The organism is Aureispira sp. CCB-QB1 (assembly GCF_000724545.1).
In the GTDB taxonomy this organism is placed as follows: domain Bacteria; phylum Bacteroidota; class Bacteroidia; order Chitinophagales; family Saprospiraceae; genus Aureispira.
Map to the genome: position 1 here is coordinate 164,321 of NZ_JHBV01000014.1, position 15,838 is coordinate 180,158.

Annotated in this window: 9 protein-coding genes; 3 read left to right on the forward strand and 6 right to left on the reverse strand. The window is 34.9% G+C overall.

The annotated features are described in order from the left end of the window. Positions 1–530 precede the first annotated feature (530 nt). Together CG11_RS05700 and CG11_RS05705 are read left to right on the forward strand one after the other, a co-directional pair. Positions 531–1,643 (forward strand): T9SS type A sorting domain-containing protein, encoded by a 1,113-nt coding sequence (locus tag CG11_RS05700; protein WP_052594018.1) that lies wholly within the window; start codon positions 531–533, stop codon positions 1,641–1,643. A gap of 328 nt (positions 1,644–1,971) precedes the next feature. Continuing rightward, a complete protein-coding gene (locus CG11_RS05705; protein ID WP_052594019.1) occupies positions 1,972–3,504 on the forward strand; it encodes a hypothetical protein in 1,533 nt (510 codons plus the stop codon). A 60-nt stretch (positions 3,505–3,564) separates the two neighbouring features. Here CG11_RS05705 and CG11_RS05710 read toward each other — a convergent pair whose 3' ends face one another. The 6 genes from CG11_RS05710 to CG11_RS05735 form a co-directional block, all read right to left on the reverse strand. Then, positions 3,565–4,851, reverse strand: a complete 1,287-nt coding sequence (locus CG11_RS05710) for a hypothetical protein (protein WP_052594020.1) — start codon at positions 4,849–4,851, stop codon at positions 3,565–3,567. Between the two features lie 250 nt (positions 4,852–5,101). Beyond that, positions 5,102–5,764 carry an MIP/aquaporin family protein gene (locus tag CG11_RS05715; protein WP_052594022.1) on the reverse strand — a complete coding sequence of 221 codons (663 nt, stop codon included), beginning with the start codon at positions 5,762–5,764 and terminating at the stop codon, positions 5,102–5,104. Continuing rightward, positions 5,761–6,390: a hypothetical protein gene (locus CG11_RS05720; protein WP_063833022.1), complete on the reverse strand. Its 630-nt coding sequence runs from the start codon at positions 6,388–6,390 to the stop codon at positions 5,761–5,763. The genes CG11_RS05715 and CG11_RS05720 overlap by 4 nt, the downstream gene beginning before the upstream one ends. Positions 6,391–6,891: 501 nt before the next feature. Then, the gene (locus CG11_RS05725; protein WP_052594023.1) at positions 6,892–7,362 is read right to left on the reverse strand and encodes a DUF6428 family protein; all 471 of its coding nucleotides are present in this window, start codon (positions 7,360–7,362) and stop codon (positions 6,892–6,894) included. Continuing rightward, positions 7,359–7,709, reverse strand: coding sequence for a helix-turn-helix transcriptional regulator (locus CG11_RS05730; protein WP_052594028.1), 351 nt, complete (start codon positions 7,707–7,709; stop codon positions 7,359–7,361). Before CG11_RS05730 ends, CG11_RS05725 begins: the two co-directional genes overlap by 4 nt. 443 nt (positions 7,710–8,152) lie before the next feature. Further along, positions 8,153–9,151: a T9SS type A sorting domain-containing protein gene (locus CG11_RS05735; protein ID WP_052594030.1), complete on the reverse strand. Its 999-nt coding sequence runs from the start codon at positions 9,149–9,151 to the stop codon at positions 8,153–8,155. A 902-nt stretch (positions 9,152–10,053) separates the two neighbouring features. On the opposite strand from CG11_RS05735, the gene CG11_RS05740 reads away from it, so the two are divergent. Beyond that, complete coding sequence (locus tag CG11_RS05740; RefSeq protein ID WP_052594032.1) at positions 10,054–15,690, forward strand: sacsin N-terminal ATP-binding-like domain-containing protein; 5,637 nt, start codon at positions 10,054–10,056, stop codon at positions 15,688–15,690. Positions 15,691–15,838: the final 148 nt, after the last annotated feature.

Here is a 15,838-nt window from a genome sequence, read left to right on the forward strand (position 1 = left end):
ACTTCGTGGTACTTCGTGAGTGCTGCGCAGTTGATAATCAGTAAATTCCGCCTTTGTTGTGTTTTGTGTTAAAATTTTGATTATCAAGTTAATATAAATGTGCTTTTTTATCTTTTTGGTAACTAAGTTTGCGATCTCACGAGCGCAGCGAGCTAAAAAAGTAAACAACTAAGCGATAGCGATCTCACGACCGCAGGGAGCTAATCAACGAACTACTATAATAATAACATTTCTTTTATGGATTTATTCCCCTTATAGAGTAGTATTTTATTTCACCTTAAACCACTGCCTGTTAAGTTATGCTGTTTTTTACAGAACAAGTTGATAAAGACTCCAAAATTTATACACTTATTTGATAGTAATTACTCAGATAATCGAAAAGTAGATTGATGATTTGTCTATAAATTACTGGATGTCATTGTAATAAAGTTCTTTTGTTTAGCTATTCTTAATAGATTCTTTTGTAAGAATATTAATATCAATACTTACAAAGTATCTATACCACAGACAGTGCGCTAAAATTCCCCAATATGCAATCCCAATTTTATATTCTAATTTTATTCCTAATGTATGTACAGTCGTCAAAAGCGCAAAGCTTTTTGAATGGCAGTTTTGAGAATACAACTTCAACAGGCTGTAATTATAATCTTAATAACACAGCTTTTAATGCACTAATGAGCGATGTTAATGCTTATGGAGCAGGAAATGAAACCGATATTATGGTAGCAGGCTGTTATGTGCCTACGATACCAGATGGTACTTATTGTATTGCTCTTGCTGCTCCTAATAGCGATGAATTAGCCATGGCACTCTCTACGCCTTTGGTAGCAGGAACAGCTTACACCTTTACGTTTTATGCCTATTCTGATATTCAATTTAGACCACAAGGCAATGTTGAAATAGGAGCATCTACGGCAAACAATACGTTTGGTACGTTAATATATACAGGGATTACGGTGCCTAATACGTGGGTACAATATACCGTAAGTTTTGTCGCTCCGAATAATGCTACGCACATTACAATGAGGAATATCGCAGGGGCGACTCATTGGAACCGTTTAGATGCATTTGATTTTACAACATTATTGCCCATACAAATGCAAGAATTTAATGCCAATCTAGTCGATCAAGTGGTAGAGTTGGATTGGCAAACAGAGCAAGAAAAAGATAGTGATTATTTTTTGGTAGAACATAGTTTAGATGGGTTAGAATGGACGGAATTAGGACGTGTGGCAGCAGCAGGAAATAGTACGAATCTAACTACCTATCAATTTGTAGACAAACATCCTTTTGTTGGTGTTAATTATTATAGAATTAGAGAATATGACTATCAGGGAAATGCTATGGTTTCTGAAATGAAGGCAATTGATTATCAGATGAATCAAAATGAAAGCATTCAAGTCTTCCCAAATCCAACCAGCAAGCAAATTACGGTAAGCTTATTGGCGTCAGAAATGGCTACAATCACTGTTGAAATATACGATATGACAGGACGCAAGTTATTAGAAAAAGAGCATAGAACGATCTCTAAAGGATATCATCAAGAGACAGTAGATATGAGCGCCTTAGATGCTGGGGTTTACATGTTAAAGGTTACTAGCAATATGCTACGTTATCCTATGCAAAAAATTGTGAAGCAATAAAAGCAATCTATTAACTAGCATTTAATAAAAGGTATTGGTAGTTAGTACTTAGTTTTGTTACTCCCTTTGGTCGTGCGCTTGCTGCTGTTCCCACGAAGTAAAGGATAAAAATGCCTCAAGGTAATTGAACGGCAATCATTGAGTTGTTTTTAGTTTAAAAATTTTGAGGCGTTTTATTTGGTTAGCTCATTTGAATTGAAAAGTAAATGATTTATTTCCAATGATAAACTTATTTTAATTTATTACTTTTGTATAGTCAAAAAAATAAAGAAGAATGAGGTCCATACCAATTGTTGGGAAGGTAAGTTGTTGCTAGATAGGTTTTGTTATGAATAGAATTACAATTTTCAAACTCTATGAATTAATTGGAAGTTTGAAGAAGGAAGAAAAACGATCTTTTAAGTTGTTTTCAAAGAAATATCGTTTGGATAATGACAGTGGTACTTACTTAAAAGTGTTTGATTATTTGGACAAACAGGAAACCTTAGATCGAAAAAAATTTAAGCAAAAGTTTCAACAGGTAAAAGGGTTGAGTGGCATTCAAACGTATTTGTACCAGCAAATATTAAAAAGTTTGAGAAATCAACAAGCCTATAAGAATGTAGATGTAGAACTGATGGAAGGCCTGATAGAGTTGGAAATTTTGTTTAGCAAAAATTTGTTAAATACAGCACTTGAAAAGTTGCTAGAGTTGCAATATATAGCAGAAAGGCAGCAACGAATTTTGATCCTGCCCTTGATTTATGAATGGTGGTTTAAACTTCAAAATACACGTTTCCGTTATGACAATGTTGAGCAAGCTGACTTAGAAAAATATGAGCAAAAATATGCAGATATATTTTCTATTACAAAAGAGTATGCTGATTGCAGAATACAATTGGGGCGAATTATTTATTCTTCAAAACTAAAGTTTTCTAGACAACTGCCTACTTTGGTTCAAGAAATAAGTGATTGCCTTCCTGTTTATAAACCATACCAGCAGCAAAGTGTTCCAGGCGAAGTCGCAGCATTACAACTTCGGGCTTATTTGGCAGCAGTTGCTAGAGATACCAAAAGTGCAGCAAAGTATCATCAGTACCTCTATGATTTTACAAAGGAGTTGCCTCCACTACTTTTTCAAGAATATAAACGAATACATTTTACAGCTTTAGGAGGAGTTATTGTTAATTCCACAGACTGGAAAACAATAGTTGTTTTGTTGGAAGATTATAATAATATTAGCCCTGAAAATCAAAAATACATTACATTTTATGCTCGATTAAGCATTGCTTCGACACAATTAAAGGGCTATTTATCAACAGGGCTGTTTAAAGAAAGTCAGGAATACATAAAAAGTTTGCCTCCCAGTTCTACTTATCCTAATCAAACGATTTCGACCTTCCTGCATTATCAATTTGCACTATCACATTATGGTAATAAGGATTACGACATAGCCTTAAAAGTAATAGATGAAATATTGAATGATAAACAGGCTACGAAACCAACCAATTATAGTTCGCTGCTTAGAATTATAATTCTATACGAACAAGAAGAATATATCCTATTAGGATCTTACCTGAATAATGTTCGACGAAATTTTAAGAAGAAAGATGTTCTTTTTGATTTTGATAAAAAGTTTATTTCGCTGATCAATAAGTTAATCTCATTACCACAACAAGAGCATATAGGGGAATTGATTCGTTTTAGGGCTAAGTTGCTCTCTTTTTTAAGGGAACATTCTTCTTTGCAAAGAGAATTCTTACTGTATTTCAATTTTTTAGGATGGTTGGATTGGCAAATTGATAAAAAAGAATTTAAAAAGTTGTGTTATTGGGGGGTAGATGGAGAAGAATGGGATGAAGAATTTCGAGAAATGGCATAAAAGCAAAAATAGCAGCTGCGTAAGTGAAAAAAAATTGCAGCTGCTTAGTTGGGTGATTGATTATTTGTGAATGTTTTTGCAGTTCATTTCTGTATCAATTTCTGAAAATAAAAATTTGGGAGCACCATATTTCCCACCTCCTTCATAATCTTTTCTTAGTTCTCCACTTGCTTTGTAACAAACGCCATCCTTATCTTTTACAGCAATGCTATACCATAATGATTTGTGTTTGGGCAAATCCAAAGCATTTTTAACAACTTGCCAGTCAGAAGAGACTATAACCGCTCTTAAGATTTGTTTTCCATCGCTGAACGTACGATCTAAAGCCATTTTTTCGTAAGTACTATTGCTCATGCCTTTAGGATTTAGGCGGACGGCATCTATACGCTCTTGTTGGCGTTGTTTAATGGCTGCCTCCAATTGTCCACTATCAATAAATTCTTTCAACATGCTGGTTTCTTTAGTTATTTTGTTTCTTAAAGCAATTGCAGTTGTTTCATCTTGTAGTTTGTCTTTGGATGGGATACGAGTCAAAATTTGATTGAAACGTTTGAGATAAGAAGCGGCTTCTATTTTATAGTTCTCATGTCCTTCCCAAAGCTGCTTTTTATACATTGCTTCGATGATAATATCGGCTTCTTCTTCGGCTTTGGTTACTTCTTTATAGACCCTATTTTTAAAATAATCATCTAAATTTTTGAAAATTGCTTGCACATTGGAGCTTTTGTCAAATGCTTCAGGCAGTTCTTTTTTGTAATTTTCGATTTCTTTGTAAAAGCCTTGATAAGAAAAATCTATCCCAGCATCTTCGGATTTATTTCCGTATCGAATCCAGCTTTCATAACTTTTTATGTTTTTTTCAAAAGTTTCTCTCTTGTTAAATGCAGCTGTCTCACTAGAACAAGTAGTGTTTAGAGTCGTATATGTTTCGTTAAATTCCTTGAGGTAATTTTGATTTTGTTCAGAAGGTTGTTGATTTAAAATATCTAATCCTTCTTTTGCTTTTGCCAAATATTTAGCAGCATCTTTTTGAGCTTTCTCTCTATTTTGCTTCCATTCGATACCCTCCATAATGCTTTTGGCAAATTTTATATTCTCTCTAGCCTTTGAATAAGCTTTATAGGTGGCATCGTCAGGATTGTATTTAGGTGTTCCATCCTTATTTCTATTACTTTCGACAGGAGAGCTTTGAGAAGAGTTGGACGTTGTCGTTTTTTTACTCGATTTATTTTTTGTAGTAGTAATATTGGGTTTTTTAGGCTTTTTTATTAACCCTCCAAATTGTCCAAAACTATAGGAACATAGTGTAAGTAGTGCTAATGTTGTTATCAGTTTGAATGTGTTCATTGTTTAAATTATTTGCTTTCTTTTTTGATAATAATTTTAAAAATCTGAACACGAAATTATTCTATCGTAGAAACCTATTCAAGTCTAAAAAAGTTTTTTTTATGGATTTTCAAATGGCTTTGAAATTTTATTTTTAATTGATTTGTAGGTGTTTGTGATTTATTTTATACGACCTTTAAAGGTGTAGATTGTGTTGTGTTGTAAAGAAATAAAATAGAGTTCGAAAAACAAGACCAATAAATGGTGTCATCTAAATAGTGATGTTTTTTCTGCTTGATTTTTCTGTCAATAATTGCCAAGTTACAGCAGCTAATAAGGCACCTAAAATAGGTGCAATGATGTAGACCCAAAGCGCATGCAGTTGACCAGAAACTAATGCAGGGCCGATAGAGCGAGCAGGGTTTATAGAAGCACCTGTTATTGGACCTGCAAACATTGCTTCTAAGAGAACCGTAGCTCCAACAGCAACCCCTGTAAATGGTTGAGTATGTCTATTTTGACCAACCATTAGAATCACTAGCATTAAAAAATAAGTTAAGATTATTTCAAGCAAAAAGGACTGTTGCCAAGATTCGTACGGAAGAGTGGTTCCAAGCGTTTGGTGTGTAGGGAATAAAAATGCTAGACTGAGACTAGCCAATAATGCGCCTGTTATTTGGGCGATACAATAAGAAGCTAAATTCTTAAAGTTTAGGTGCTTAGTAAATGTAAAGGATATAGAAACAGCAGGGTTAATATGAGCTCCCGAAATAGGGGCTAAGGCATAAATCATTACCATAACAATAGCTCCAAAAGTGATAGCAATGCCTTGATGTCCAATTGTACCATTGCTGATATCGTTAATAATAATTGCACCAGTTCCACAAAAAACTAAAGCGTAAGTACCGATACATTCAGCTAGATAAGCTCTCATAAGGTAATCTGTTTTAGAACAAAAAGCATTTCTAAGGCAATTAGCCGACAAGTTTTTAAATACTCTACCGCTTCTAAGTCTGTACCATCAAATGCTTTGGGGTCAGCATAAGGAAGTGCTATTTTTAAAGCGCTGCCGAATACAATCGGGCAATGAATATCTGCATGACTACAAACAACAAGCGCTGCAAAGTCTTTGCGGGGATTGGGTGGGGCTTCATATTGTTTAGAGAAAGCTAAATATGGAGGCATGCTGTCGTTCCAACGAATTTGGTAAACAGGGTTGAGTAGATTTGTATTGTCTGTTGTAATTTTTAATCCAATTTGTTGTAATGCTGCAACTGTTCTATGATTAAAAGCAGTAGCTTCGGTGCCACCAGAAAACGTTCGAATTGAAGGTGTTTGATAGTAATCGGCAGCGATGGCCAACCAAATCTGTGCTAAGTGACTGCGTCGCGAGTTGTGCGTACAGATAGCGATAATATCAGGTGTTTGGGAAGCATGTATCTTTTCTTTCAAAAAAGTGCTTAAGCGCAATAATTGTTGCTGCCTATGGTTAATAATTTGTCCAAAACTTTGTTCTAATTCTTGGCAATATTGGTAGATAGAAGAATATAATTGGGTCATGTATAACAATGGATGAATAATAATTATCGTATATATACAAATAGTAGTTCGTTGATTAGTTCGCTACGCCCATGAGGGCGCAAGCTTAGTTTTTTACTTTTTTAGCTCGCTGCGCTCGTGAGATCGCAAGCTTAGTTACCAAAAAGATAAAAAAGCACATTTATATTAGTTTGATAATCAAAATTTTAACACAAAACGCAGCAAAGGCGCAATTTGCTGATTATCAACTGCGCAGCACTCACGAAGTAAACTAATAAAGTTTTTCAACGAACTATTGTACAAATATATACGATAATTATTGATGTTAAAAAAATAAAAAACCTTTTTATCAACGCCTTCTGTTTGCTCCCTTAAAAAATAGAAATCTACTCTAAAGAAGCAATTGAGTTAGTTTCGTTCGTTCCTCTTTGTTGTTGGTCTGCGTGCGTTTGTAGACTGCGGTTTCGTTGATATGGTTTTAGTATATTGTGACCAGTCAGAGGGGGGAATAGTAGTAATAAATTAACAACAACCACTGTCTGGCGAACAAGCATTTTGGTTGGCAATCAAATCGTTGAGATTTAATTTCTGTTTGCCTAGTTGGGGAATACATTTATCAGGAGCGAGGCAGTTGGTCATTTTATTGATGAGCAAAAAATGTTTGCCATCAAAGGACAAGCCATATTTGCCAATCGTTCCAGCTTGGTATTCTACCTCTATTTCTAAATCTTCTAAGCTTAGTTTTTCTTCAGATAATTTGATGATGTCGAGTAATTTTTGAGGCTGAAGACTGTGGTCAACATCATCAGAATACCACAACTGAAAATTAATTACTTTTTCTTCTCTTAATGTACCGCCGCAATCTATAAAGTTTTTTTGAATCATTCCTACTTCTGTCACATGATAATGGCTAGGAACTGAGCTGCCATCAGGTAGCTGAAAATGAATGCGGTCAATGTTAGCAATATGCTTTTTTAAGGTGGATAATTTCATGATTTTTCTTTTTCAGAACAACAATTGTCGTCCATTGGTTGAATAGAATAAAGTATATGTTGATAATAATTGGCTAGTAGTTTAAAAGGTTCTGGATTAAGACAATAGCAAACACTATTTCCCTCAATGTTCCCCTTGATTAATCCTACTTTTTTTAACTCTCTCAAATGTTGAGAAATAGTCGGCTGGGCTAAGGGAATTTCTTCTACAATGTCTTTACAAATACAGGATTTTTGTTGCAATAAAAATTCAACAATAGCGATCCGAGCAGGATGTCCTAGAGCTTTTGCTATTTGTGCCATCGAGTTTTGTTCGTTGGTAAAAATGTCTGTTTTGGATATTCCCATAATTAATTTTATTAATTTGTATATTGCAATATTACGATTAACTTTTGTAACAAAAAAATGAAATGAACTTTTTATTTTACATTACTTTGTTGAAACCACATAGTAGTAGTAAACAAAGCTTGCTGAAAGCTAAATTCTGTTAGTTTATGGGAAAGCACTCCTGTGAAAAACTAAAAAACTAAGCTTGCCGAGTAGGCTTGAGCTAGTAGCATAAAAGCCCAAGGTCATGAGAGCATAGCGAACTCACGACCATAGGGAGTAACAAAGCTAACTAAAAGCGCAGCGCTCACGAAGTACCACGCAGTAGCAGCGAAGCTAATCAATAGAGTATTAACTCTAAAAAAGATTTAACATCTCCAATTCAAATATCATGATTGGTTTGCCAATAGGAGGATTAAGACATAGAATAGAATTATATCCTTTAGTGGTTGAATTTTTCCTTTTTAGTAAACAATTAGTTGTTTAGTCAAGTGTTGAGTGGCGGTTTGTATTTTGAGTAGATAAGCACCTTTGGGTAGATTTTGTGTAGGGATTTTTTGTGTATTGGGAGGTAGTTCAAGAATTAATTGCCCTTGAAGGTTGTATAAAGAGAAAGTGTAATCACCTGTATTGTGCGTTGAAATTTCAACGGTAATAGGAGCTCCTTGGCGAACAGGATTGGGAAAAATGCTAACCATAGGAGTAGGAATTTTTTGAATAGCAATCGTTGTATTTTGATGAATAACACCTATTGCATCCAAGTCAAAGCCACTAGAAGGAAAAGGAGTACTCCAAGGGTCATTGACTTTGATTCCACGGCTATCACGAGTCGCATAAGCATCTTGAATGCAGCCAACAGCGTCAACAATGCGAACATGACTGATTGCACTAAGGTTGAGTATAGCTGAGTCTGCTGCCAATTCTTGCAAATCAAAAGGAGTACCATAATTGGCACGATACTTACCCGCAAAGTTATACAGACGAGTAGCATCCAAATTGCCAAATCCCCCAATTTGAACGCTCGTGTCTGTATTGGAAATCGCGGGGAAGCGAACAAAGTTCTGCCCATCAGAACTTACTTCTACAAATGCCAATTCTAAAAACGTAGCATTAAAAGCATTTTCGAAGACTACAAAATCAGCACCTGGTCCATTTTGAATCGGATGCTCAAAGGTAAGGGTGGCCTGTCCACCATCACCAAGACTCAAGGTAAAACCATCTCCAGCCATTCCCAAAGTACCCGCAACGCTTCCTGCTGATGCCGTACCTAAACTGGGTTGGCTGATGTCAACCAAACCCCGTTCTACCACACATTGGGTCGCCCAAGCTACCAAAATACTAGAGTCTTTGTAGATTGCTGTACTTCCTGGCTGTCCAGCAATAGGAGCAAATTGAGCATTAGCAAAAGAATAGAAAAAGAAAATACTTAAAAAACTTGTCATTAACTTTGAACGAAATTGCATTGGAAGTAATCTTTAATTTTTAATACTTTGTGGAGGAACCTGTGTGTTGTTCAATTGATTATTAGAAGGATAGTTGCTGAATGTCCAAATATTTATAATTAAATTTTTATGAACGATTACTTACTCCGTTGATTTTATATAACTAAAATCTTTTGAACTATTTTGATGGCAAATATACAGAGTCTAAATCAGATTATAATAATTGGGTAAATCTAAAAAAAATAATTTGATAACTTATCTAATATTTCTAATGGCTTTTAAGCCGTTTTATTTAAAGTGAATGTAATTAAATGATTGGAATAAAGGGGTTTAGGTTTGTTTGTTATTTGCGTTAAAAAAAAAGAAAAGGATTTAGTATCTATTTTTATAAAGGCCTTTATGCATATATTTATTAGAATATCGCTATTTTAGACACTATAAATAAATAGAAGAAACGTTGAATCACAGTAGTGTTTTTAACAAGCATGCTGTTAGCCAGTACAGATAGACTTAAATAGAATTTTTTAAAACTTTTTGTTTTAAATTGTGCATATTTTTGTTTTTTAAGCTAGAAATGAATATATTTACTACTGTATGTTTTTTGTATTATTTATAATCACATTACTCCGTTGAAAAATCGTATTAGTTTATTGCATGAGTGCTTCGCAGTTGATTATCAGTAAGATGTGCTTTTGTGCTAAAAGACTGATAATCAAGCTAATGTAAGATGCTTTTTTACGTTTTTACTTCGTGAGCCTACGGGTTCGTAGGAAAACTAAAAAATCAACGGAGTATTATAATCAATAACAACCTACCAAAAAGTATATTAATTTGATTGTTATTATTAAGCTCTTTTAAATCGCTTAACAATCAAGTTGTTAGAAAATTAAACATTACACAACTGAATACAACCTCAGCTAACTATGCAAATCAAAAATATCCAACAATTTCGTACAAACTGGCGCAATGCCCAAGGTTATGACATGCCTAACTGGGATGAAAATTTTATAGGGAGTGGTCATAATGAGAATAGTGGTTTTTATAAAATGGTCAATGGTATTGTTGAGAACATTAAAGCTGATTTAACGCCTAAGTTGCAAAATGCACAAGACGAGCAAGCGATTTATGAGTTTTTACAAAATGCAGCAGATAGCCAATCGACGGAGTGTGCCGTTATTTATGATGAAACCTTTTTTATGGTGTTGAATAATGGACGTGCTTTTTCTGAAAAAGATTTGAAGGCTTTATTGAATTCTTTTCAAGGGACAAAAGCTGATAAAACAAAAGTAGAAAATTGTGGAAAAATTGGACGCTATGGTATTGGTTTTAAGTTAGCTTATCGGTTGATGGGGAAATCAGATGGTGCGGAAGAATTGCTGCGAGACTTGGCTGGCCCCTTGTTGTTTAGTTGGTACAACAACAAGCAGTTTGCAGATTTGATGAATTATGATGGAGGTAGTTTGAACTTAGAAAATTCGATTGAGGCTGATACCGCTCCTTGGTTGTTAAAAATTATTTTGGCTTGTTTTCCTACTTCTCCAGAAGAATCGGTAAAGAATTTAGATTACAAAGATCAAGTTTTGTTTAACCAAGAGGAGTTGGGTGACTTAGTAGCTTTTTTAAATAAAAATAAAGAATTGTTGCAACAATTCTCTTTGGAACAAGGCTCTCTATTTTTCTTGCGATTTGGCCCTAAAAAACATGAAAAACTAAAAGAATCGTTACTCAACATTACTTCGGGGATTGGTTATGCTATGAATAATCTTAAAACCTTGGAAAAGGTAGCCTTGCAAGAAGATATCATAGAGAAGTTTGAAACTAAGTTTGAACGTTATTCTATTCTACCTGGTACAGAAGATTTTAAAAATATAGATCCTGAATTTCCAACTTGTCCGATTGAAATTTCATTGGGCTTTCCTGCTAGTTTGGAGCAAATGCAGGCTCTAAAAGAAGCGCCTAGTTTATATCAGTTTTTCCCAATGCGAAACGAGCGTCATGGAATGGCTTATTTTGTGCACAGTTCTTCTTTTGCCAAAATTACAGATAGAACCCGTTTAGATGATCAAGGCGAAGCGAATATTGAAACCTTTAAGTATATTGCCAAGTCGTTGAAACGTAACTTGGATAAATATAAACAAGAGAATTTAGAGACTTATTGCCATATTTATAAGGCTTTGTTGTTGACAGACCGTTCTACAGAATACGATGCAGAATTGATTAATAAACATTTGTACGATCCATTGTTGGAGTATATACAAATGAATATTCCAACTAATAAAGGTAATTTTTACCTCAAAGATTTAATCATTGCAAAAGGAACAGCATTGCCCATTGAGCCTATGAGTTTGGGAATTGGGAGAGAGTGGTTGTATTGGACGGATATAAAGGAAGAAAATGATATTTTGCGCTCCGCAGCCAACAATGCTAAACTAGGTTTAAAGCGTTGGGGAATAAAGGAGTTAATCATGGAAGCTAATTTAAGTTTGCTGAATAACTTTATTGCACAACTATCGCCAGAAGATTACCAAGTTTTTGTGGCAGAGTTAAAACGGGTTGACTTTGATGAGGCATTTTTAGAGAAGTTTGGAAATATTAAGTGTTTCAAATTTACAAGTACAACAGGTGCTGCTCATTTTTATGCTATTGATGATTTGCAAGGGCAAGAAGATATTTTCTTGATGAGTGAGCATATCTTGCCTATTCGAGATTCCATCAAAGGGTTAGGGTTCTCGGTATTGGAATTTAATATTTTAGATTACGCTGTAATTCTACAGCAACTAGAGTCTCAGTTAGATTATTTGACCAACGATGAGGCTTTGTTTAAAAAAATAACTGCACGTACTAACAATGCAACGCTTTCAGTTGAACAAAAACACAACTTATATAGCTTTTTGATGAGCTTAGATGGGGTAAAAAAAGAAGCGTTAAGAGGGGTGCATTTATTTTATAACAAAGAGGGACTCCCTGCTCCTTTGTATGGCTTATTGCCCGCCGATGCCAATGTTGAGTATTGGTTAGAGAATTTTAAAATAGCAGAAGAGGAGGATTCAGAAGTACTAGCAGAGCAATACATTTCTAAAAAAAATCAGTGGGAACTATACACTCATATTATTGTTCCTTTTTGGGAAGAGTTAGTTAAAGGAATTGATGGTGAGGATGAAGAAAGTTTGGTGGCATTTTATACAAGCGTTGCCAATTATTTTAAGTTAAAGTCGAATCAGCCCAAACTAGACGAAGCCAACTATATTTATACCAACTCAGAGCATGGATTTTGTACTGCTCAAACTGTGTTTTATCATCGCTGCTTAGGGCAAATAGAGGTTGATTACCCCGCTTTGCGTTCGGCAGTATCCAAAGTGTTGAACCTTGTTTTACCACACCCTAGTATTTTACCCTTTCTAGAAGCTGATCCATTTAGAACAAGCCCTACCACAGCTAGTAAGGAATGGAAAAAAGGGCTAAATGGATTAATTGAACGTTGTAAAACAACGGACTTAAATCCTGAGGAAAAGAAAGCTTTCTTTGTACTATTAACAGGCATTCTGTCAGCCAAAGAACTAGCTCGGATTGAACTGTTTCGTAATCAAAAAGGGGAACACATGGTGTTGTCTAAACTGATTGCTTCTACAAAGTCTGTTGAAAATTGGTTGAATGATTATCGTATTGATGAAAAAGAAGACGATGTCTTGTTGCAAAATTATCTGGCGAAAGAAACGGATATTTATAACAACATTCTTGTTGCAGAATGGAAGGCGGTAACCACACATAATAGTATAGCGGCTAATATCAAATCTTTTTATCAAGGAGTGCTAAAATATGCAAGCTTAGCCAAGTCACCTAAACCATTGATTACGAGCAAGTATATTTTTGTAGATACTAGTATAGGTTTTGTTGGAAGTGGTCAAATTTTCTTTCACAATCAGATGATTGAAACAGAAAAATACGGTCCGCTAAGAACAGCGATTAATACACTAACGGATTGTTATACACCACATCCCGATGTATTGCCTTTCTTGATAGAAGGGGTGTTCAAAACTAGAAATAGTATTTTGTCTAAATCGATTGCCAAGGATGTTGTGGTTTTGGAAAAAGGCGAAGCAGCTAGTTTGGTTCATTTCTTTGAAAAAACAAAAGAGGACTTATTTACTTTCTTATATCTAACAGAGAGTCCAGAAAATTCGAGGGAGTGTGAAGTTGGAAAGCGGGCTAGAAATATTCCTTATGCGGTAGAAAAAGGACAACAAGGTTTGGCGGAAAAAATTAATGCTATTTTTGGCGATACTTATAAATTGGTGCCTGCCAAAATTTACCAGCCAGATTATAGAAACAAAGGCTTATTAAGAGGAAGTCAGTTATTTAATGCGATTTCTAAGTCTAAAGAAGTATCCCCTGAACTACTTTCGGCATTGATTGTAGAGAGTGGCAATGCCGACGTACAAGAACAAGTATTCAGCAAAATTGATAAAATTGTTCTCAAAGAGGGACAAACATATAATAAAGATTCTTTTGAGCACCAAACGTTACAAATATTCAGAAACAAAGAGGCAGATCATTCTAAAGTTCGATCTAAAATTTATATCGAAAATTTAGAAGGAGAATTGTTTAAGTTGAATGATATTGGGTTTGATGATGCGATTACCATTTCTATTGAACGAAGCGGTAAGTTTAATTTGAAATTATCAGAAGTACTGCCTCGTTTTAAGGTCATTCAAGCATTGTTACAGAACATAGCGAATCAGTTTGTCGATTATGAGGCCCCCACGGTATTACAACGCCGTTGTTTTGAAGGGGAAGAGAAACTGGTCAAAGATATTTTTGATGAACTAAAAGCAAATCATCCCGTTTTGGAAAATGCTTATCAACTAGCTTTTGCATTGTTGTATGCGAAGGATAATGATAATAGCAAAATTATCAAATCGTTTTTGCTGCATACACAAGCTGCTGAACCCATAGAAATCAGTACGTTTGATGCGTTTCATTTGAATAACAACTCTTTTATTGATTCAAGTGCTATTTTGAATTCCCAATACTATGCGGGAGTTGATGAGTTGCTTCGTATACAAGAGAAAGAAACAGCATTTAGTTTTGGGTCTCAAAATTTGGTTTATGGTCCTTATATAGATAAAAATACCTTCTATTGTGCGCCGATTAGAACGTTGGAAGAGAAAGAAAAACCAGAGCAATTGCAATCTGAACTATTAAATTTCTTGTACGAAATTTGGTCAGAAATTCCTGATTTGGAACGTCCTACTCAGTTGGAACTTAAAACAAATACAGAGAATAGCTTGGGTGGTTTATTACCTGCGGAGCTGGTTTATCCTGAGGAATATGCTTTGGTAAAAGAGCGTTTCCCTGATTGGTTGATGAATTGGGTCGGAGAAGAAGAAGAGTTAGTGGAAGAACGTACGATTCAGCCTGATTATGAGGAACCAATTCCAGTGGACGGAGAGGAAGTAGAGGAATTTGTTCCCCCTTCGCCCAAAGTTGTTCTAATTCCTAGAGGCAAGTTATCGTTGTTAAATGCTATAGGGGTCAATACAGAGCGTTCTACGCTAGTAGGGGTACGCCAATATTTTCATACAAATATTGGAGAGCCTGTTTCACAAAAACAACTGAATGATTTACGAAATTCAGAACAAGACTATTTATTGCAAACCATCCTTTGGCTTCAGTCTGAAGGAACGGTATTTACCTCCGAAGATGAGCGTTTGTATTGGTTGAGAAAATTATACAATACACTACCTAAATTGACTCAAAATACACCTTTACCTTATATTATTAAGGTAGGAGGAATAGAGGAAGAACCAACCTTTGAGTACAAAGTCGATAATCATGCGGATCAAGAGTTGTATTACTTTGACCAAAAACAACAGAAACAACTTTTTGAAAAATTTGAAATTAGTATTGCTCATGTATTCGACTGTTTGACAGCAGCAGGGCAATATTTGACAAATTTGGATATCAAAGGGATTGAGTTTAAAACAACCAAAGTGGAGAACAAATTGGATCTTGAACGATTAGAAGCCAATAGCCAAGAATGGGGGGCAGATCACTATATGAAATGGCGAGAAGATGCTGAATATAGCATTTATTTGTATGATGGAAAAATGCCTTATGTGGTTTACTTCTTAGATCAAGTCGTAAAAGAGTATGAACATGAAAATGCTGTTTTGTGCAATAAAATTGCTTACGTGAATAGTAATTCAACCAATATTGAGGAAGATTTATTTAGTATCACGAAGTACAATACTTTGACAGAAGCACATTTATTGGGCTTACTGCGCTTCAAAAATGAAGATAAAAAAGAAACAAGTGCTCATAAGGTCATTGAACGAGTGGTAGAAACAGTTGTGGTGGAAGAAAAGTTGGCAGAGAATGAGGAAGCAATTGAAAACCCTTCTGTAGAGGATATTCAAGTGTACAAAGATCAAAATGTCAAAGGGAAACTCAAGCTGGCATTTGACATTAGTGAATTGCCTGCTGAAATGTTAGAAGAGTTACTACAATATGCTAAGTCATCGAAAATGATTATTGAGAAGAAGGAAGTCGATAAAGGTTGATGAACGACATATCCTAAATATTTCATAAAAAATAAAAATGGTATAATTCTTTTACTTTTAATCATCATATTGCGCCTGAAAAACAATTCTTAGATGGAAATAATTTTTATCAACAATAGTTTGTGCAAAAATTGTACAGACGATTATT

Bases quoted from the DNA above. Each gene is read 5' to 3' on its own strand.
- CG11_RS05735 (WP_052594030.1), bottom strand. From the start codon at position 9,151: ATGCAATTTCGTTCAAAGTTAATGACAAGTTTTTTAAGTATTTTCTTT.
- CG11_RS05710 (WP_052594020.1), bottom strand. From the start codon at position 4,851: ATGAACACATTCAAACTGATAACAACATTAGCACTACTTACACTATGT.
- CG11_RS05715 (WP_052594022.1), bottom strand. From the start codon at position 5,764: ATGAGAGCTTATCTAGCTGAATGTATCGGTACTTACGCTTTAGTTTTT.
- CG11_RS05725 (WP_052594023.1), bottom strand. From the start codon at position 7,362: ATGAAATTATCCACCTTAAAAAAGCATATTGCTAACATTGACCGCATT.
- CG11_RS05720 (WP_063833022.1), bottom strand. From the start codon at position 6,390: ATGACCCAATTATATTCTTCTATCTACCAATATTGCCAAGAATTAGAA.
- CG11_RS05705 (WP_052594019.1), top strand. From the start codon at position 1,972: ATGAATAGAATTACAATTTTCAAACTCTATGAATTAATTGGAAGTTTG.
- CG11_RS05740 (WP_052594032.1), top strand. From the start codon at position 10,054: ATGCAAATCAAAAATATCCAACAATTTCGTACAAACTGGCGCAATGCC.
- CG11_RS05730 (WP_052594028.1), bottom strand. From the start codon at position 7,709: ATGGGAATATCCAAAACAGACATTTTTACCAACGAACAAAACTCGATG.
- CG11_RS05700 (WP_052594018.1), top strand. From the start codon at position 531: ATGCAATCCCAATTTTATATTCTAATTTTATTCCTAATGTATGTACAG.